Raw genomic sequence first — 18,997 nt, forward strand, 5'->3', positions numbered from 1 at the left:
ACTCCATGCCAGGCAATAAAAAAGCGAGATATTGAATACTTAATCAGTACACAATATCCCGCTATCATCGTAAACTATAAAATTAACGGCCCATACGTTTTAACGCTGAAGTCGAGAAGTCTTTACGTTTTGCTTTAACATCAAATTGAATGCCTTTGCGCTCTTCGTTATTTAGTCCTGTAACGAGGTAACGACCCGCAATAATATCGTAAAGCGTTTCAGCAGCAAACCAGTTAACATCCGCATTGTAGTATTGAACTGAATGCGCTTCAGCGACACGCCACAGATTACCACGTGCATCATAATGATCGATCACACCAGCCTGCCAGCTATCTTCATCAATAAAGAAGTTACGTTGAGCGTATACATGGCGTTGACCATCTTTCACTTTTGCTTGTACTTCCCACACACGGTGCTTTTCATAACGCGTGTATTCTTGATTAATATGACCCGGTTTTACAATATCTTTATATTCAAGATCCGTTGAAGAAAGATTGTAAGAGTTATATGGAATATACAGCTCTTTTTTACCAATCAATGTCCACTCATAACGGTCGGGCGCACCATTGTACATATCGTAGTTATCTGATGTACGAGAACCCTCTACGCCAATACCTTCACCATCATACGATACGTTAGGAGCACGACGAACACGACGCTGCCCTGAGTTATAAATCCATGCCTTACGTGGTTCTTTTACCTGATCCACTGTTTCATGTACCAATGCAATCGTCCCCGTTAGACGTGCAGGCGCAATAATACGTTGCATGTAATAGAACAAGATATTGTCATCTTTCTTCGCATCACGGCCACCTTTAAGCGCTTCTGGAATATAGAACTTATCTTGCACCTTCACCGCTGTGTAAGCACCGTTACGCTGTACCGGAATCGTTGTGATAACACGCTCCGCATGACCACCACGATAACGTGTGATATGGTTCCAAATAACTTCTAAACCATTTTCTGGAATTGGAAATGGAATCGCAATTTTAAATCCATTCAGACCATTACCACCAGCAGCCAAAGATGCATTTAACGCATTGCCTTTAATTGTTTCATAGATATCGTCAGACTGTGCGAAGCTGCGTCGAGTTTCATATACAGGCATCGTATAAGTATCAGGATATTTCTTGAACATGGCCAATTGACCAGGGGTTAAGTTATCTTTGTACTTATCCACGTTAGCCGCTGTGATGATAAACTCTGGTTTATCGGCAGCAAATGGATTGCTTACTCGATCATTTTTACCAATATTTGTACCTAAAATGGCATTAGTAATACCGCCAGTCCACGCTGGAATAGAACCATCGGCATTACCTGCTGTGACAGCACCTACAGGTGTTAATTCTTTGCCTAATTTGGCCGCATCTGCTTCACTTACTTTTGCAAGTGCTGATGCCGAGAATGCCATTGCCACTGAAAGGGCTGCTACGCTATACGCTTTATTGAAAACTTTCATCATTAAAATCCTTTTCTAAACTTCTATTCGTTCTATCCGTATTAACCATGTAATTGTTCATTACATATTAGAACGATACACCAACAGCAGCAGACACATAATCACGATCAGATAGTGGATTAAAATCACCACCAAATTGTGTGTAGCTCACTGACATAGAATACATATTCAAGTAATTTGCTTTAAGTGCTAAATTCACACCAGTACGGCCTTCTTGGAACGTACCTTGTGGTTCAGGGCTGTAACCATAAACATCGTGCGACCAAGCAACTGAAGGGGCTAAATCAACACCGGCGAACACATTACGGTAATCAGCTTTCACAGCTAAACGATAACCAGCACTGTCTGATGTAGTAAAGCCATCATCTTCAGTAGTAAAACTTGTGCCATACACCGTTGCACGACCATATTTAATATCATTGTCGCCTTCAGGTAAATCCCATACGTGACCATAGCCAAGTTCTGCAACCGTTGTAATACGGTCTGTACCAAGAGCTTTATCGAAGAATTTGATAAACGTTAATTGCGACTGGGTATAGTCGAAGCGATCGAAACCATCCACCGTAGAACCAGCTGCAGCCTGCGTATATTCAGGTGTTAACGGAGAACGCGGATCTGAAGTCAAAGCAGATGCTAATAAATCCGCACCATTAATCTGAAGTGGCAAATCTAATCGATGACTCACCTCACCTGATACAGCCCACTCGGATACTGTTGTATTAAAGCTTAAGCCAAATAGCTGGATATCTTCAGGATAAACCGTGTGATAGTTGGAGTTATATTGTTCTGCAGTTATACCCAGTCCACTTAAATCAGTTCCAACCGGAACAAATGGACTACCAATTGCCTGCCCATAAGTATAGCCTTGACCAGGTACAAGTGTATTTGCTAAGCCAGCTTCTGCACTCGCGTACGGTAAGCGAGAATGGTAGTTCATATAGTACAAACCAAACTCTGTTGCATTTAAACTTTCAGCATAATATTTAAATGCCACACCAAATTGACCATCATCTGATGCCATTTCATCTGTTCCACGAGTGGCATAGAAACCAGTATCATATAACCCTTTATCTACCCATCCTAGACCTGGATCAACAACTAAGACATCACAACCTTCAGCTAAGTAATCTGCTGTCGAGAAGTATGTGCCACAGCTGTCAATCACTGTTGGTTCAAACTCTAATTGGTAAAATGCTTCAACGCTTAAGTTATCCGTTAAACCTATATTGGCAAAAATCATGTTTACCGGTAATAAACCTTCTTTTACTTCCGCACCCGGACGACGGAAAGCAGCTGCATCAACAGGGTTAACCGCATTGATACCACCTTGAATGAATGAACTCTCCCCCCAGTTAACCACTTGTTTACCAATACGTAAATCAACAGCCATTTCACCAACATAAAAGCCTGTGAAAATATAAGCATCCAGTAATGCGACACCTTTTGATTTAGTTAAATCATTAAAGTCATCATCATTAATTGGTTCGTTAGCGACATAACCATTTGTACCACTGCCATGGTGCACATCATTTTGATCAAGCGCGTAGTCATACCAATATTTACCACGTACAAACGCACCAAAGGTTGTACCCTCCTCGGTTTCATAGGTTAAACCAAGATCATGAATACCTTTAATAGTTTGGGTAAACGCATCACCTTTATCGTAATTTAAATTACCATCATCACCTGTCGGTGTATTACCCGGTAAACCACCGTTACCAACACCTACATTTTTGGCATCCTGTGCTTCGACACGCCAGCTTGAGCCAGCTGTAATTTGAGAGTTAAATGACCCTTCTACATCACCCCAATTAAATTCAACTGCGTGAGGCGCGGCTGTATAGCCAGAGACAATGAGCGCAAGAGCAATTGGTGTTGTCTTAAAGAATTTCTTCTGAGTTATATTTTTCATTATAGTATCCATGCTACACCTTTAATTTGTTTTCATTCCGTTAACAATTAGGTTCTAAGTATTATATTCACATAATACTTTTGTCACACAGTGTCAGGTATAGGCTAAACGCGCCAAATTATTGTCAATCGAGGCCAATGCTATATTTTATGCGAACTATGTCAAACAATTAGGATTGATGTAAGAACTTAATATCGGAAGCTTTATCCCCCTAAAGAGGAGGAAACAAGAGAAATAGTACTAGGTAGGTAGTAGAGATTTTTGTTAGTTTTTTGTTGCTTGATGAAATTGAAGTCGCCACTGGTGGTTGTAAAAACACCAAATTGAACTACGTAGGCTGCCTGTTTCTTTTATACGGCCATTATTAATCGAATTAGCCTGATAACAAACCAACATCGTATTAGTTGCCAACGTCACCACTTTAAATTGACTCAAGCTCCAACGCTGCGTAGGAGATTTAGCTAATAACCAGCTTACTATTTCGCTACGTGAGGTATAGCTTCCGATTGGCGATATTTCAAATAATTCAGGGTGTAAGAAATCATCAAGTTGCTTTGGGAATTGTGTAAAATCTGTATGTAATAATGTCTCTTCACGCTGCTTAAAGTGTTCTATCAGTTCACGCTCTGATTTATTGTTATGGTCCATCCCTACTCCTACATTCTGTGAATACAAAAGGTAATACTGCTTGTCACTATATCCTTAGCTAAGATAAACAGGGCTGAGGATATAATGACAAGTAAAAAGCAACTTAATCGATGAAGATATATTTATGCATTTGAACAGACAGCTTCCAGTTACGTTCAATACAAACCTTGATCGCAAGATCTGTTGCACGTTTTTGCTGTGAGATAGGTTGTAAACACATAATCTTATCTGAGGTATCTATTTCAGCAATGAGCGCATCGAGTTCATCAATGTGCTTTTCCATTGCAACAACATGTTTGATTTCGTTTGCACGTTGTAATGCACTTTGTAAAACTGGCAGCTGACCTTTCATTTGAATTTTAGGTGAAACAGTTACCCATGTTGACGCTGTCGCACGTACTTCTGATGTACCTGATGTTTCAATCTGACAGAAATAACCCGCTTGTTCCAACTCACTTGTTAGTTCAACAAGGTCATACTGGCAAGGTTCGCCACCCGAAATAACAATATGCTTTGCAACAAAACCATTTTTTTGTATCATGGCAATGAATTCTTGTGCAGTAAAGTTCGCCCAATGCGGTTTATCATCGCAAGCTTTGTTCACCGTTTGTTGTGACACTTGCATCTCAGGATCGACCGTCCAAGTTTGTTTGGTATCACACCAAGAACAACCAACATCGCATCCTTGTAGACGAATAAAGATGACGGGATAACCAGTAAAATGGCCTTCACCTTGTACTGTTTCAAAAATTTCATTAACCGGATACTGCATTTTTATAACCTAATAAACTTCAAGTAACGTTTATTGTATCATCTGCCCTATATATTTTTAACATTTTATATAGGACACTTTCGATCGCACAGTAATTGCTTAGCAATCGCGTAATTAGTAGGTAGGTAATCAATGAAAATATGGCTGTATAATATTTTCACTATTTTTTGTTTTGTCATTTTAGGTCGAGTAATTAGCATGCTTTTACCTGTTCCATTCCCCTCGAGCATCATTGGCTTATTACTCTTATTCATCGCACTAAGCAGTGGAATGCTCAAGCAGAAGTATGTCGAAAAGATATGTGGGCAACTTAACCGTCACATCGGCATTCTATTTGTTCCGGCAGGTGTTGCGCTTATGGGTTATTTTGAGCTTATCCAGCAAAATATACTGGCGCTTATCATGGCGGGCCTGATTGGCACTGTCGCGATTTTCCTTACCGTTGGTCACACATACTGTTACTTAAATCGAGCAAGTTCACGTGACGCCAACAAAAAATCGAGTCCAGAGCAAGGTGATAATCAATGATCGTATATTTAGCAATACCACTCACACTTGCCGTTTATTTTATCGCTCAATGGTTTTATAAAAAAACCGCGCTTGCTATTTTTAATCCCATATTATTATCTATTGGTGCGCTGATCAGCATCATGATGCTATTTGGATTTGATCTACAAGAATATGAAGATGGCACAACTGTACTAACAGGTTTGCTCGAACCCGCTGTTATCGCCCTTGCCTTTCCCTTGTATCAACAATTTGTCCACGTGAAAGCAAAAATTGTACCTGTGCTTGTAGCATGTAGCGTTGGCGTTATTGTTGGGTTAATTGTAACGACATTTGTGGCAATCACTTTTTCTGCCTCGCCAGAAATTATCGCATCGCTGGCCCCTAAAGCAGTGACAACCCCAATCGCAATGGCGATCAGTGAATCAATCGGAGGTATCCCAGCAATTTCTGCCATCATGGTCATTATGGTTGGTATCTTTGGTAACGTGTGCGCTCCGTTTTTGCTGAAATATTTGCGTATTCGAACACCTGAAGCACAGGGACTTGCCATCGGCTCTGGTTCACATGTGATTGGCACATCAAAGGCAATGGAACTGAGCCGAACTCATGGGGCGTTCAGTACCACAGCATTATTAATTAGTGCGGTACTCACATCCATTATCGCACCCGTGCTGTATCCTTATCTCCTTAGCTGGATGCTTTAACTTATAAGGGCATGAAATATCATGTTTTTGTGGTACTGATATTTAAATATATCAGTACCATTTCACGATACCTTTTATTTCTCAACTATTTCTTAACTATTCCTCAACCACCCCTTCAATAATCCCTCAACTACTCCTCAAACCGCCAAATATGCAAAAGTATAATCTTCAGCTAAAATAAGCATAGAAGATGCGATATATAGCCTGTGGAGGTTATCATGAAACAATTTTCCCATAGAACAGTTGTGTGTCCTCATTGTGGTCAATTTGTCACTGCTGATATTGATGCGAGTAATGGTTCGCAAGATTTTTATGATGAGTGTAGTGCCTGCTGCAATAGTATTCATTTTAAGTTATTACATGATCAGGTTAATGAGAAGTATGAATTATTTATTGATGCCGATGATGAGCAGATCTTTTAAACACGATATTAAACGACCAACTTAACCCAAGTGGCATTAAAAGTTACGTTAATTTGAGAGCGATACGGCACAGCCAGTTAACTATGATTACACATAATGCCAGAATATCGCTCTTATAATCCTACAAACGAATTACTTATTCGCCATCATGCGTTCAACCGTATCTACAATAGCTTGTGTTTGGCTGTCAATTTCAATATTCACAAATTGCCCCACACGACGTCCACCAAGATTCGTCACTGCTAATGTTTCTGGAATTAAGTGTACCCAGAAGTGACCATCAGCGACATCACCTAGCGTTAAGCTGATACCATCAATCGAAATAAAACCTTTTGGTAACACATACTTTTGCCATTCCGGTGCAATTTTAAAACAAATATCACAATTAGTTTCAGTACGATTAATCGTGACAATTTCCGCTTGTGTATGAACGTGACCAGACAAAAGATGCCCACCGATTTCATCACCAAATTTCGCTGCGCGCTCTAGGTTAACTTCATCTCCAACTTCCAGCGAAACTAAGTTCGTCACTTTCAATGTCTCTTCAATAACATCAAAAAACACGGTATTGTCCGTCATTTTAACAACGGTTAGGCACGTACCATTATTCGCGATACTTGCGCCCGTCACCAAGCCATCTTGATGCTTTTTATCTAGTGCTACTTCCAACGTATGTAGTTGTTCTTTCTTCTCAATACTAATAATTTTTGCTTTTCTTTGAACGATGCCAGTGAACATAAATGACCTTAACAATTACGAAAACGAATATGCCTCACTATATCGTGTAAACAAATATATGAATATAATTAACGAGTAAAAAATAATAAATACCGCTTTAAATACTAGCTATAAAGGATTATTATGCTCCTAGCTGGATCAGGTATACCCTCACGATCGTGAATATCACAACATTCATAACCACATCTTTCGTTTTCAGCAACACAATCCTAATAATACACAATTTTATTATCCCAAAATATTCGGAGTACCAGTGCAGAAATATCGATCTGAGGTTTCTAACTTATTTAAATTAATGGTCCCTATCTTGATCGCACAGCTCGCGTTCACAGTGATGGGCTTTGTAGATACAGTGATGGCTGGCGCAGTTAGTGCGACAGACATGGCTGCAGTCGCAATTGCCAACAGTATTTGGTTCCCAGTGCTAATGTTTTTAGTTGGCATTTTAATGGCGATCACACCGATCGTTGCACAGCTATATGGCGCAAAAAGACAAAGTGAAATAGCACAAGTAGTACAACAAGGCATCTGGTTTGTATTAATCATTTTCCTACCAATGATGGCGCTACTGTATTACAGCCCAATGATTTTAGAGTTCATGCATGTTGAAGACCGATTAGCCGAGCTAACAACTGATTATTTACGCATGATCTCACTCGCATTGCCATTCGCCTGTGGCTATCAAGTATTCCGTAGTTACCACGAAGGTTTAGGTATTACTAAACCAACCATGGTGATCGGTTTAATTGGTATCATGGTAAATATACCTGCAAACTACATCTTTATTAATGGCCACTTTGGCATGCCTGCGTTAGGTGGTGTTGGTTGTGCGGTTGCGTCTGCATTAGTGTTTGTTGCAATGTGCTTTTCGATGATCGCGTATAGCTATTTCCACAAAGATTTTAAAGACATTAAACTGTTTGATCAGGTGTACGGCATCGATAAAAAAGAAATGTCTCATATTATCTCGGTAGGCTTTCCAATCGCGGCGTCGATGTTCTGTGAAGTAACACTGTTTGCTGTTGTGTCAATTTTGTTAGCCCCGCTTGGCGCTATTACAGTTGCTGCTCATCAGGTGGCGTTAAACTTCTCATCAATGGTATTCATGCTACCGCTCAGTTTAGGTATTGCAGCAACCATTGTCGTTGGACAATACGTCGGTGAGAAAAAACCATTACAAGCGAAATTTGCCAGTATCACGGCAATGTGGATGGGCATCGGTTTTTCTGTTGTTACAGCAATCTTTACTATCTTATTACGAAATGAGATTGCAGAGATTTATACCGAAGACATGACAACAATTAATATTGCAACTGGCTTAATGCTTATTGCTGCTGTGTATCAAATTTCTGATGCAATTCAAGTGATTGCCGCTGGTGCATTACGTGGTTATAAAGAAACGAGTGTGATCTTTTATATCACTCTATTCTCTTATTGGGCAGTGGGTATGACTATTGGTTATACGCTTGCATTAACAGACTTAATTGTACCAGCAATGGGCGCGGCTGGTTTCTGGATTGGCTTTATTTCCGGTTTAACAATGGCTGCTATTTTATTATCAATCAAACTCTCGCGTGTTTATAAAGACACTACGCAAGGTTCACAAGATAATAATTCAACGCTAACAATGACAGCCTCATAATCCTGCTTAGGCTTGTTAAACACAACCTAAATATGTAAAAAAGCGGTAGTGGCTTAAATCACTACCGCTTTTATCTTCTGCATACCTATTCTCGCGTCTTTATAATTCAGCTAACTAATCTCTAACCGTTTCATCAATCGGTGTAAATTACTTCTATCAACCCCTATCGCACGAGCCGTTGCTGCCGAGTTACCATTATTTTCTGCCAGCATTTTAACAATAAACTGTTTTTGAAAGTCATCAGTTATCAGCTTCAAATTATTATCATTCGAATCTGTGTTTATAACGATATCATTTCCACGCTCACTATCAGCTGTTGACGACACATTATCAGAACTGATTGAGTTAATGTCTGTTACTTTGGCTTCATACTGCGATGTCTGAATATTCAAATCACTGCTTTCTAATACAACTACGCGCTCATCTTTACGGTTACGGCCTGCAGCTCTTAATGATGCACGACTTAATAAATGCTCAAGCTCACGAACATTACCCGGCCACTCATAGGCAAGTAATGCTTTCTCTGCATCTTTAGCTAGCGTTAAATTGTTAATGCCGACTTTACGTTGGATCTTAGCAAGGAAATTACCTGCTAATAACAAAATATCATCACCACGTTCACGCAAGCTTGGTACGTTAAGTGGGTAAACCGTTAAGCGGTGGTACAAATCTCCCCTAAAACGACCTTCCGCAACCTCTTTCGACAAGTCTCGATTAGTCGCAGCAATGAGCCGAACATCGACCTTATGCGGCTTATCACTTCCTAACCGCTGAAGTTCACCAAACTGGATAACCCTTAATAACTTAGCTTGAATGGATAAAGGTAATTCACCTATTTCATCTAGGAATAACGTACCACCATCAGCAAGTTCAAATTTACCCAACCGGTTTTTAGTTGCCCCTGTAAATGCGCCCGCAACATGACCAAACAATTCACTTTCAACCATTGTTTCAGGTAAAGCCGCACAGTTTAGTGTAATCAAGGCTTCCTTCGCCCGCTTAGAGGCCATGTGAATACGACGAGCCACCAGCTCTTTACCTGAGCCAGACTCACCGTAAATTAATGCGGCAAGGTCGGAATCAGCAACTAAATCAATTTCTAAATTCAACATATTCATGGCAGAGCTAGAGCCTATCATCTGTTCACTGAATTTTTCATTGATTAAGCTTTCAGTTACCTGTTCTTGTCGCTGTACTTTTTGGTCTAATGCAAAAATTAAATTCGCCGTTTTTATTACCACTTCAGCCAGGCCGATCATTGAATTTAATATTTGAGGGTCAAGCGAGTCAAAGCGCTGCGGATTAAGCGCATCCATCGTCACAATCCCCCAAGGCTTATTATCGATAACCAACACAGCGCCCATGCAATCATGCACATTCAATTGCCCGTCGGGGGTTTGTATTAAACCGTCGTAAGGATCAGGTAGCTCGCACTGTGCATCAAAACGGTGCACTTTTTTTTGCACTTCGTTTTCGTATTGCGCTAATATTTGCTCAAACCGAGGATGTTCTGCAATAGGAAAATAGCGACCCATCGCTTCAATTTGTAAACCATTCGCCGATTTTGGTACTAAGTTATCGCCTTCTAACTTGAGTAACACGCACGCATCACATGAAAAAGTATCCCGCCATGCCTGTAACAAACGGTTATATCGTTGATATTTAGGCAACTCTCGAGATAGATCATAAATAATTGTATCCATGCTCTCGATAAAGCGAATGTTTTCCATTGTGGCTAGCCCTTCTTAAATCAGTCTTTTAATTGATAACAGTTATAGCATTGAGAGGTCTTATTGACAACAGTAAGAGCATATTCCGATATTCATATAAAAACCAATAGGTTAAACTACCACCTTTGAGCTTATATACTAGTGAGTATTATTGATTCATATCAACTATTTTTATTGATTTACTATTATTTTTTAATCCCTGATTAAACATGTGATAAAGTCGCGCTATAAAAAATACTCCAACTCTACATCTGCCGGGTTTTATCTCGACATAATAAGGAACGCTTTGTGTCATTAACACATCCTGCTCACGTCGTCATCATTGGCGCAGGCCCTTCAGGTTCACTTGCTGCAGCACTGCTTAATAAGCAAGGCATCAATGCAACCATCATCGAAAAATCTACATTTCCACGTTTCTCTATCGGTGAGAGTTTGCTACCTGCGTGTATGGAATCCCTTAAAAAAGCGGATATGTTTGATGCTGTCAACGCGGCTGGTTATCAATTTAAAAATGGTGCGGCTTTCCATGCTTGTGGTAAATATACTGAATTCGATTTCACGGATAAATACACCGCAGGCGAAGGGACAACATTCCAAGTACAGCGTGGTAATTTTGATAAATTACTTGCCGACAGTGCAGAGCAACAAGGCGTAACGATTAATTATGAGCACGAAGTAAAAAGCATTGATGTGGAAAGAGAAAAACCATTATTAACCGTCCTTGATAAAAATCAAAACAGCTATGATATTGAAGCTGATTTTATCTTAGATGCCAGTGGTTTTGGACGTGTACTACCACGCTTATTAGGACTGGAAGAACCATCGACACTACCTCCTCGACGCGCCATCTTCACCCATATTGAAGATAACATTACTTCGACAGACTACGATCGTAATAAGATTTTGGTATCTGTACATCCAGATGACAGCAAAGTCTGGTACTGGTTGATTCCTTTTAGTAATGGCACCTGCTCGTTTGGTGTGGTTGGTGAACCGGAATTCTTTGCAAACTACCCAGATGATCATCTTGAAGCATTGAAGCAGCTGGCGGCCGAAGAACACAATTTAGCAAAATTATTAGCACAAGCTAATTTCCCGAATCCGTGTGGCACTATCATGGGTTATTCAGCTAACGTGACAAAACTGTTTGATCGTAACTTTGCTTTACTCGGCAATGCAGGTGAATTTTTAGATCCTGTATTCTCATCGGGTGTAACGATTGCAATGAAGTCTGCAGAACTTGCTGCTGATTTGTTAGTGAAGAAATTTAATAATGAAACCGTTGATTGGCAAACAGAATATGCGGATACACTAATGACGGGTGTTAACGCATTCCGTTGTTATGTTGAAGGTTGGTATACGGGTGAGTTTCAAGGTGTGGTCTTACACGACAACCCAAATCCAAAAGTTAAGCAAATGATTTGTTCTATTCTTGCAGGTTATGCTTGGGATGAATCAAACCCGTTTGTATCAGAACCAGAGCGTCGCTTAAAAGTTGTAGCTCAGCTTTGTAAGTCTTAAGCATAAATGAGCCACCTCTTTCACTGAGGCGGCTCATTCATTTCAATTATAAAACTATATCTCGCCAGAACTTATTTTAGCTTGCGCTTCTTCAACCGTTTGCTGACCAAACAGAATTTCCATCATTGACTCAATTCGTTTATCGTCATCACCAAACTTGTCAAAGTTACCGCTATTAGGTGCATCGAATTCGACCTCACCCACTTTTTGGCTGTTCTTATACGCTTTTACTTCAGCATCTGCGATGAATGTACGTAGATCCCAGCTCCAACGTGATACATAAGTTAGCGTCAAGTCTGCTGGATCAGGCTGGGTACCATCACTTACTACTGTACATTTATGTGCATTGTCCAAGCACCAAGTTTGCATTGTATCTAAAAATACAGCGCGCGTTGCTTCGTCTTTTACAATCGTAATATTAGTAGATTGTAACTCTGACGAAATAGGTGTAGCTGTATATTTAGGGGCTGCACAAGCAGTAAGGAGAAGTGGTAAAGCAAGGATCAGTAACTTCTTATTCATGATGAAATCCATAGTTAAAAAAATATGATTATACATAAAACATGTTTAGACTAAGCCTTAATTTTATCTAGAATACTTATAGCATCTTTTCGATCAATACTTCATCTATGTATTTACCGCCAATTTTAGCGTGTTTTTTAGCAATGCCTATCACTTCAAAGCCTTGCTTCAGGTAAGTCGCTAATGCATCTTTATTATCGTCTCGAACATAAGCAAATAACTTCTCATAACCCTTAGATTTTGCTAATTCAAATGTTAAATTAAACAAGCCCGATGCGATCCCTTGCCTTCTATAACTGCTATCTACATATGTACCTATGATCCCGACATGATCGAAAGCGTGTGTATAAGTAGCAAACGGTTCTACATTTTGAAAACCTACAACTGTTGATTCTTCAGAGTTGATTGCAACATTAAAGACGCCTCTTTCAGGGAAGTCCTTTATAAATTGCTCTTCCTCTTCCAAAGAAAATGTAGAATCAAGAATGGTATAAAGACCATCTTCAATGATAGGGTTTAATATGTTGATGATGCCTTGTGCATCTGATTTTTGAACGTCTCTAATTATCAATTTCATTTTGTTCCTTGGAAATACTATGCACTCTTTTTATCATTTGGATATCAATAATGACAGAGCCTTCATAATCAGTTTTAAGACAAGCTCCACTTTCTTTAAACCCATGACCACGATAGAATTTTATGGCCGATTGATTACAATCTAAAACATAGAGTGATATATATTCAACGCCTTCACGTATTGCTTCTTGCTCAAGTAATTTTAATAACAGACTGCCGAAGCCTTGATCATAAACACTAGGGCAAAGATAAAGCTTACTCAATTCAATTGCTTTAAGTCTGCTACGATCATTATTGTAAGATAAAAAACCAACAACTTGATTCCCAACTTCAGCAACAATCACGTTTTCTAAATGCTTGCCAATTATCTCTGACCACTCTGCTTTTCTTCGAGCTAACGTATAACTATCGATGTAGCCTTTTGGCATTAAACCTTCAAATGCAGAGTCCCAAGACGCTATATGAATTGATGCTATTAGTTGCACGTCTTTAATTGACGCTTCTCGTGTACTGAATTCCATAATATCCTTTAACATACTAACAAGGTACCAGCTATCCTACATCTACTTATATATTTAAATTTTCAGGTGGTATATCTGAAGTGCCTGATTTTCATTTCCTACAGTCATATAGCTAGGTATTGAACCCACTAACTCAGCACCCGATTTTTTTGCCACGCGAATACTCGCAATATTCTTTTCAAGGCATCTAAATTCAATTATTTTCGCGTCAGTGTTCCCTAATAAAAAAGACGATAACTGAGCTATGATCTTAGCTATAATTCCATTGCCGTGCACTCTATGTGACAACCAATAGCCGACTTCTGCAACGCCGTCCTCAGCAGAAATAGACTTGATGCCAAAGACACCACAAGCTTGCATATTGAACTTTATTTTAAACCAGTAAGAATCTAATAACCCACTACTTATACGTTCGACTATATATTGATGAGCTGATACTTCATCTCGAACATCATCAACCCAATATAAATACTTTCCGAGTTGTGAGCGGCTGAATTCGACTAAATTCAGTATTACTGAAGAGTCACCTTCCTCTAAAGAAACCAATTCAATACTGTCCGAAATATGTAATATCGTCATTTGCCCCCTCATAGCCAAGTTATTTAATTTCCTTTCTAAACATCAGCTTAACAATTTAACGTCTCAAGGTAAACGAGCGTAAATATTCAATATTCATGAGGTAATTACACGCAAAAAGTTGTCATTTAGACATCGCAGTTGTAAATATGACAACGCACAAGAGTTGTCTCAATAACAACAAAGTTAAAGTTAAAAACATCAAACGCAACATTATCAATAGCTTAAAAAGTTGGCACAGCTAATGCTATACAGAGAATATAAACATTGATGTAGATCAATTTATTTCACTAACCTATACAAGGTAGCTATTATGTTAACGCAACAAACTATTGATATTATCAAAGCAACTGTCCCAGCTGTTTCTGCTCATGCTAATGATATTACAGCGCATTTTTATCCTTTGATGTTTAGAGAATACCCAGAAGTAAAACGTTTTTTCAACCAAAGTAACCAAGCGGGTAATGCACAACCTAAAGCACTGGCAAATGCGCTTGTTGCTTATGCAGGTAACATCGACAACCTGTCTGTATTAGAAGCCGCTGTAAACCGTATTGTGAACAAGCACGTTTCTCTTAATATCCAGCCAGAGCAATACGAAATTGTTGGTGAATGTTTATTAAAATCAATCAAAGCTGTATTAGGTGATGCTGCAACAGATGCTGTGATTGATGCATGGGGACTTGCATACTGGCAGCTTGCAGACCTACTCATCGGTGCTGAAGAAGCAGCGTATACCGCCAATGCAGAAAAAGAAGGCGGCTGGCGTGATGAACGTGAGTTCAAAGTTGCCACAAAAACAGCAGAAAGCGATAACATTACCTCTTTCTATCTGACTCCGACAGATGGTAAGCCAGTGACTTCATTCATACCGGGTCAGTTTATTGGTTTAGTATTAAACATTGATGGTGAAGAAACACGTCGTCAATACAGTTTATCTGATTCACCGAACGCAGAATACTTACGTATTAGTGTTAAACGTGAAGATGGAGGTGCTGTATCTAACTACTTGCACAATCACATTCAAGCTGGTGATACACTACAAGTATTAGCGCCTGCAGGCGACTTCATTCTAAAAGATAACAGCAAACCTGTTGTACTTGTTACTGGTGGTGTTGGTATTACACCAGCGATCAGCATGTTAAACAGTTTAGTTGGCACAGACCGTCCTATTCACTTCATCCATGCTGCAATAAACAAAAACGTACATGCGTTCCGTGACCATGTCATCGATCTTGCTGCGAAAAACGACAACCTAAAACCGTATTTCGTCTACAGCGATGCAACAGAAGAATGTAAACCCGATGCAACCGGATTTATTAACTTAGCAATGCTAGAAGAAAAAATTGGTCACGACCGTGATGTAGAATTCTACTTCTTAGGTCCAAAACCTTTCATGCAAGCAATGAACAACTTCGCGCCAAAACTAGGAATTCCGGCTGAAAATGTTCATTTTGAATTCTTTGGTCCTGCAGAAGATTTAAATATCGACCCAACTGCTTAGTTTTAAAGCGAAAGATAGATATTATTTAAAAAAGACTTGATGATAATGGGGATGCGGGATAATATTTGTCTCGTCTTAACGACATACCAAATATTGCTCGCTTAGCTCAGTTGGTAGAGCGCTAGCTCGACATGCTAGATGTCACAAGTTCAAGTCTTGTAGCGAGCACCATTTTTTAATGGTACAAATTCCGCGTCCTTAGCTCAGTTGGTAGAGCGCTAGCTCGACATGCTAGATGTCACAAGTTCAAATCTTGTAGGACGCACCAAATAATGAAGCCTTGCTCAATGAGCGAGGTTTTTTTATGTCTAAAATTCAGGTATAAATCAAACAACGTATTCTGCAACACAATACTGCTGATTAACACCCTCTCTTTTTAAATCATAAATTCACAATCAATATCATTCATATGTTGATAATTAAATGATTGAACATCAACTATTTACAGTCTGCTAAACATACATTTGTACTATTACAGCCATTCTTCAAAATATTTAACTGTGTAACAACAATCGTTTTTAACTCTGCAACCGATGTTAAGTAACTAACATCACCCTGTTTCAAAATTTGGCATTCAGGAAAACTCAATCTCAACTTGTTCATTTGATTGTCGATGACCTTAATATTAGTCATTAGCTTGTCTGCATACGTAGCGACTAATACATCAGCATCTTCTTTAGCAAGCACAGACAACCCAGTTAAGATCTCCCCTTCGCCCGCAAAGTGCGCAGTTATTGCAAATCCAACATCTTTATACCACTCACGCACCGCTAACAGTGGCACCAAATCGGTATTAATGCCTTGGTTAGCCATACTTAAAGCAGGTATTTCAGCAAAAATTGCATCATGGTTCTCCTGTGCGTTGACGTATTTTATCATCGCCGGAAATAACATCTTAATATCAGCAAGTTTTAATTGTTCATTTACAGCTAACGCTAACGTCTCCTTCTTCGCTTTACGCCAGTCAGCAGAAAACCAACAAAACATCCCTGCATTATCCAAACACGTTTGAATTGCACGTAATGATGAAGTTGTTCCCAATGCATTTGTTGCCACAAAAGGAACGAGTTTTTTATTTAACGGTGTTAAAATTGTTAGCTGCTGCTGTAACTTTGCTAATCTAAAATCCATCTCATAGTCATTAAAACAAGTATCCCTAAACGTCCACATCGCTTCCGGTGTACTTTGAAGTAACTGGATCATCGTAGCGAGTTGTTCAACACCAGCAGCTGAAACTTGAAAACAGCTGTGTAATGCGGTCGGTAAATTTGCGATTAACGGTTTATATTGTTCCGCTAACTGCTGACTATTCGCTAACACCGAATCAAGTTCTAACAATTGGAATTCAATAGCTTCAAGCGTCATCAATCCTGGTATACCCAAGCAGCTTAACTGTTTAGCAGCACAAGTCTGCAAATCAATTTCTGGCGTTTTATCCTGTTGCAAACCAGTTGTTTCCAAAGATGACATTATTTTATCCTAATAAAGATGACGTTATGCACACTAACCGCATGTTCAGTAAATGCTAAATGTTCAATTAACACCAGCTTACCTTATTCTTAAAACTTAATCGACCTACTTCATCGCACTCTTCATTCGCTATACTGTTTAATGATATATCTACATTTATTGGTATAAAAATAAGCTGCTTCTCACATAATGCCAGCCATTTTTATAACGAATGATGCTCAGGAGATAACGATGGTTAACACTCGAATTGAACGCGATAGCATGGGCGAGGTTCACGTACCTACCAATGCACTGTATGGCGCGCAAACACAACGTGCAATAGACAACTTTCCTGTTAGCGGTCAAACCATGCCAATTGATTTCATTAAATCATTATTATTGATCAAATCAGCGGCCGCACAAGCAAACCTCGCACTGGGACTATTATCAGAAGACATCGCCACTGCAATCTGTACGGCAGTCAGCCAATTACTCGCTGACGAAAACATCATGCAACACTTCCCTATTGATATCTACCAAACTGGATCTGGCACAAGTTCTAATATGAATGCCAACGAAGTGATCGCCCATCTTGCGAGTATTTATAGCCAAAGTAAGATCGATGCTAACGACCATGTAAATTACGGCCAAAGCAGTAATGATGTGATACCCAGTGCTATCCATGTTAGTGCCGCTATGTTAATCGATAAACAGCTGCTACCCGCCCTACAACATCTGCACCAAACAATTGTAGATAAAGCACTTAGTTTAAATCATTTTGTCAAAACAGGTAGAACTCACTTAATGGATGCAATGCCAGTACGCATGAGCCAATCATTATTCAGTTGGGCAGCACAGATCAATTACAGTATTCATAATATCAAACTATTAAACCCCAAATTGCTACAACTTGCGCAAGGAGGAACCGCCGTAGGCACGGGAATTAATGCTCATCCCGAATTCACAACTCACTTTAATCATAAATTATCGGCATTAACAGGACTTCGCTTTAACAAGGCAGACAATTTTTCATTTTTGATGGCAACACAAGACACCGCTGTCGCGCTATCCGGTCAATTGAAAACAACCGCGGTATCGTTAATGAAAATAGCCAATGATCTTCGTTGGATGAATTCGGGTCCACTGGCAGGATTAGGCGAAATAAGCTTACCCGCCTTACAACCAGGTTCATCCATCATGCCCGGTAAAGTAAACCCGATTATTCCCGAATCAGCTGCGATGGTTGCAGCGCAAGTGATCGGTAATGATGCTGCAATTACTATTGGTGGGCAATCAGGTAATTTCGAACTCAACGTCATGCTCCCTCTGATAGCTGCTAATCTAATAAGCAGTATTAATTTACTTGCATCAAGTAGTCGATTAATGGCAGACAAAGCCATTGCCGACTTTCAGGTACAAGAACAAGCATTAACACAAGCTCTTTATAAAAACCCTATTTTAGTCACCGCGCTTAATCCCGTCATTGGCTACCTTAAAGCGGCCCAAATTGCCAAGCAGGCCTATAAAGAACAACGCCCTATAATTGATGTTGCAGAAGAAAATACCGATTTAACACGAGAAGAACTCACTAAATTATTAGATCCATTAGTTTTAACGAGGAATAACTAACACCAGACAGATTAAATAGGTGAATTATTTTTATTATTAAGGAACAATATAATTTGGCATAAGAGTTGATTGTTAATAATTAGCTATTTAAATGTTTATTAAAAACTGTTTAAATGTTGTAGCAATTATTGATTGATATAAATTCAGTGAATTCAAAGAAAG

At 39.4% G+C, this 18,997-nt stretch carries 18 protein-coding genes and 2 tRNA genes; 9 read left to right on the forward strand and 11 right to left on the reverse strand.

Annotation, left to right across the window (positions count from 1 at the left end; translation table 11 throughout):
- Positions 1 to 82: 82 nt before the first annotated feature.
- The 4 genes from HWV00_RS10725 to queE all read right to left on the reverse strand — a co-directional run bounded on the left by HWV00_RS10725 (position 83) and on the right by queE (position 4,791).
- Complete coding sequence (locus HWV00_RS10725) at positions 83 to 1,459, reverse strand: DUF1329 domain-containing protein (RefSeq protein ID WP_211686511.1); 1,377 nt, start codon at positions 1,457 to 1,459, stop codon at positions 83 to 85.
- A 67-nt stretch (positions 1,460 to 1,526) separates the two neighbouring features.
- Entirely contained in the window at positions 1,527 to 3,371 is a 1,845-nt protein-coding gene (locus tag HWV00_RS10730; RefSeq protein WP_211681046.1) for a DUF1302 domain-containing protein, read from the reverse strand.
- Between the two features lie 264 nt (positions 3,372 to 3,635).
- Complete coding sequence (locus tag HWV00_RS10735) at positions 3,636 to 4,019, reverse strand: DUF4440 domain-containing protein (RefSeq protein ID WP_211681048.1); 384 nt, start codon at positions 4,017 to 4,019, stop codon at positions 3,636 to 3,638.
- Positions 4,020 to 4,122: 103 nt separating this feature from the next.
- The gene (gene queE, locus HWV00_RS10740) at positions 4,123 to 4,791 is read right to left on the reverse strand and encodes a 7-carboxy-7-deazaguanine synthase QueE (RefSeq protein ID WP_211681050.1); all 669 of its coding nucleotides are present in this window, start codon (positions 4,789 to 4,791) and stop codon (positions 4,123 to 4,125) included.
- Positions 4,792 to 4,923: 132 nt separating this feature from the next.
- Here queE and HWV00_RS10745 point away from each other — a divergent pair, with 132 nt between their 5' ends.
- The 3 genes from HWV00_RS10745 to HWV00_RS10755 all read left to right on the forward strand — a co-directional run bounded on the left by HWV00_RS10745 (position 4,924) and on the right by HWV00_RS10755 (position 6,427).
- Positions 4,924 to 5,319 (forward strand): CidA/LrgA family protein, encoded by a 396-nt coding sequence (locus tag HWV00_RS10745; RefSeq protein WP_211681052.1) that lies wholly within the window; start codon positions 4,924 to 4,926, stop codon positions 5,317 to 5,319.
- Complete coding sequence (locus HWV00_RS10750) at positions 5,316 to 6,005, forward strand: LrgB family protein (protein WP_211681054.1); 690 nt, start codon at positions 5,316 to 5,318, stop codon at positions 6,003 to 6,005. The genes HWV00_RS10745 and HWV00_RS10750 overlap by 4 nt, the downstream gene beginning before the upstream one ends.
- 218 nt (positions 6,006 to 6,223) lie before the next feature.
- On the forward strand, positions 6,224 to 6,427 hold the full coding sequence (locus HWV00_RS10755) for a CPXCG motif-containing cysteine-rich protein (protein ID WP_211681056.1): 204 nt from the start codon (positions 6,224 to 6,226) through the stop codon (positions 6,425 to 6,427).
- Between the two features lie 132 nt (positions 6,428 to 6,559).
- Here the strand turns inward: HWV00_RS10755 and HWV00_RS10760 are convergent, their stop codons facing one another.
- Positions 6,560 to 7,165 carry a riboflavin synthase subunit alpha gene (locus tag HWV00_RS10760; protein WP_211681058.1) on the reverse strand — a complete coding sequence of 202 codons (606 nt, stop codon included), beginning with the start codon at positions 7,163 to 7,165 and terminating at the stop codon, positions 6,560 to 6,562.
- A gap of 253 nt (positions 7,166 to 7,418) precedes the next feature.
- On the opposite strand from HWV00_RS10760, the gene HWV00_RS10765 reads away from it, so the two are divergent.
- The gene (locus tag HWV00_RS10765; protein ID WP_211681060.1) at positions 7,419 to 8,807 is read left to right on the forward strand and encodes an MATE family efflux transporter; all 1,389 of its coding nucleotides are present in this window, start codon (positions 7,419 to 7,421) and stop codon (positions 8,805 to 8,807) included.
- 110 nt (positions 8,808 to 8,917) lie between these two features.
- On the opposite strand, the gene norR is transcribed toward HWV00_RS10765, so the two are convergent.
- Entirely contained in the window at positions 8,918 to 10,537 is a 1,620-nt protein-coding gene (gene norR / locus HWV00_RS10770) for a nitric oxide reductase transcriptional regulator NorR (protein ID WP_211681062.1), read from the reverse strand.
- A 288-nt stretch (positions 10,538 to 10,825) separates the two neighbouring features.
- Here norR and HWV00_RS10775 point away from each other — a divergent pair, with 288 nt between their 5' ends.
- On the forward strand, positions 10,826 to 12,058 hold the full coding sequence (locus HWV00_RS10775; protein WP_211681064.1) for an NAD(P)/FAD-dependent oxidoreductase: 1,233 nt from the start codon (positions 10,826 to 10,828) through the stop codon (positions 12,056 to 12,058).
- 54 nt (positions 12,059 to 12,112) lie between these two features.
- On the opposite strand, the gene HWV00_RS10780 is transcribed toward HWV00_RS10775, so the two are convergent.
- The 4 genes from HWV00_RS10780 to HWV00_RS10795 all read right to left on the reverse strand — a co-directional run bounded on the left by HWV00_RS10780 (position 12,113) and on the right by HWV00_RS10795 (position 14,256).
- Positions 12,113 to 12,580, reverse strand: coding sequence for an Sbal_3080 family lipoprotein (locus HWV00_RS10780; protein WP_211681066.1), 468 nt, complete (start codon positions 12,578 to 12,580; stop codon positions 12,113 to 12,115).
- Between the two features lie 76 nt (positions 12,581 to 12,656).
- Positions 12,657 to 13,157, reverse strand: a complete 501-nt coding sequence (locus HWV00_RS10785; protein ID WP_211681068.1) for a GNAT family N-acetyltransferase — start codon at positions 13,155 to 13,157, stop codon at positions 12,657 to 12,659.
- The gene (locus HWV00_RS10790) at positions 13,141 to 13,677 is read right to left on the reverse strand and encodes a GNAT family N-acetyltransferase (RefSeq protein ID WP_211681070.1); all 537 of its coding nucleotides are present in this window, start codon (positions 13,675 to 13,677) and stop codon (positions 13,141 to 13,143) included. Before HWV00_RS10790 ends, HWV00_RS10785 begins: the two co-directional genes overlap by 17 nt.
- A gap of 54 nt (positions 13,678 to 13,731) precedes the next feature.
- Positions 13,732 to 14,256, reverse strand: a complete 525-nt coding sequence (locus HWV00_RS10795; RefSeq protein ID WP_211681072.1) for a GNAT family N-acetyltransferase — start codon at positions 14,254 to 14,256, stop codon at positions 13,732 to 13,734.
- A gap of 310 nt (positions 14,257 to 14,566) precedes the next feature.
- Between HWV00_RS10795 and hmpA the strand changes: the two genes are divergently transcribed.
- The 3 genes from hmpA to HWV00_RS10810 all read left to right on the forward strand — a co-directional run bounded on the left by hmpA (position 14,567) and on the right by HWV00_RS10810 (position 16,025).
- Complete coding sequence (gene hmpA / locus HWV00_RS10800; protein ID WP_211681074.1) at positions 14,567 to 15,757, forward strand: NO-inducible flavohemoprotein; 1,191 nt, start codon at positions 14,567 to 14,569, stop codon at positions 15,755 to 15,757.
- A 95-nt stretch (positions 15,758 to 15,852) separates the two neighbouring features.
- Positions 15,853 to 15,928: transfer RNA gene (locus tag HWV00_RS10805), tRNA-Val, on the forward strand.
- Between the two features lie 21 nt (positions 15,929 to 15,949).
- Positions 15,950 to 16,025 (forward strand) — tRNA-Val (locus tag HWV00_RS10810).
- A gap of 170 nt (positions 16,026 to 16,195) precedes the next feature.
- On the opposite strand, the gene HWV00_RS10815 is transcribed toward HWV00_RS10810, so the two are convergent.
- Complete coding sequence (locus HWV00_RS10815; protein ID WP_211681076.1) at positions 16,196 to 17,227, reverse strand: hypothetical protein; 1,032 nt, start codon at positions 17,225 to 17,227, stop codon at positions 16,196 to 16,198.
- A 231-nt stretch (positions 17,228 to 17,458) separates the two neighbouring features.
- Between HWV00_RS10815 and HWV00_RS10820 the strand changes: the two genes are divergently transcribed.
- On the forward strand, positions 17,459 to 18,835 hold the full coding sequence (locus HWV00_RS10820) for a lyase family protein (RefSeq protein ID WP_211681078.1): 1,377 nt from the start codon (positions 17,459 to 17,461) through the stop codon (positions 18,833 to 18,835).
- Positions 18,836 to 18,997: the final 162 nt, after the last annotated feature.

It is taken from the genome of Moritella sp. 24, assembly GCF_018219155.1.
In the GTDB taxonomy this organism is placed as follows: domain Bacteria; phylum Pseudomonadota; class Gammaproteobacteria; order Enterobacterales; family Moritellaceae; genus Moritella.

Excerpts from the sequence above, each read along its gene's own strand:
- HWV00_RS10745 (WP_211681052.1), top strand. The coding sequence starts at position 4,924 with ATGAAAATATGGCTGTATAATATTTTCACTATTTTTTGTTTTGTCATT.
- HWV00_RS10790 (WP_211681070.1), bottom strand. The coding sequence starts at position 13,677 with ATGGAATTCAGTACACGAGAAGCGTCAATTAAAGACGTGCAACTAATA.
- HWV00_RS10760 (WP_211681058.1), bottom strand. The coding sequence starts at position 7,165 with ATGTTCACTGGCATCGTTCAAAGAAAAGCAAAAATTATTAGTATTGAG.
- HWV00_RS10750 (WP_211681054.1), top strand. The coding sequence starts at position 5,316 with ATGATCGTATATTTAGCAATACCACTCACACTTGCCGTTTATTTTATC.
- HWV00_RS10755 (WP_211681056.1), top strand. The coding sequence starts at position 6,224 with ATGAAACAATTTTCCCATAGAACAGTTGTGTGTCCTCATTGTGGTCAA.
- HWV00_RS10820 (WP_211681078.1), top strand. The coding sequence starts at position 17,459 with ATGGTTAACACTCGAATTGAACGCGATAGCATGGGCGAGGTTCACGTA.
- HWV00_RS10785 (WP_211681068.1), bottom strand. The coding sequence starts at position 13,157 with ATGAAATTGATAATTAGAGACGTTCAAAAATCAGATGCACAAGGCATC.
- HWV00_RS10780 (WP_211681066.1), bottom strand. The coding sequence starts at position 12,580 with ATGAATAAGAAGTTACTGATCCTTGCTTTACCACTTCTCCTTACTGCT.
- norR (WP_211681062.1), bottom strand. The coding sequence starts at position 10,537 with ATGGAAAACATTCGCTTTATCGAGAGCATGGATACAATTATTTATGAT.
- queE (WP_211681050.1), bottom strand. The coding sequence starts at position 4,791 with ATGCAGTATCCGGTTAATGAAATTTTTGAAACAGTACAAGGTGAAGGC.
- HWV00_RS10735 (WP_211681048.1), bottom strand. The coding sequence starts at position 4,019 with ATGGACCATAACAATAAATCAGAGCGTGAACTGATAGAACACTTTAAG.
- HWV00_RS10815 (WP_211681076.1), bottom strand. The coding sequence starts at position 17,227 with ATGTCATCTTTGGAAACAACTGGTTTGCAACAGGATAAAACGCCAGAA.
- hmpA (WP_211681074.1), top strand. The coding sequence starts at position 14,567 with ATGTTAACGCAACAAACTATTGATATTATCAAAGCAACTGTCCCAGCT.
- HWV00_RS10730 (WP_211681046.1), bottom strand. The coding sequence starts at position 3,371 with ATGAAAAATATAACTCAGAAGAAATTCTTTAAGACAACACCAATTGCT.
- HWV00_RS10725 (WP_211686511.1), bottom strand. The coding sequence starts at position 1,459 with ATGAAAGTTTTCAATAAAGCGTATAGCGTAGCAGCCCTTTCAGTGGCA.
- HWV00_RS10795 (WP_211681072.1), bottom strand. The coding sequence starts at position 14,256 with ATGACGATATTACATATTTCGGACAGTATTGAATTGGTTTCTTTAGAG.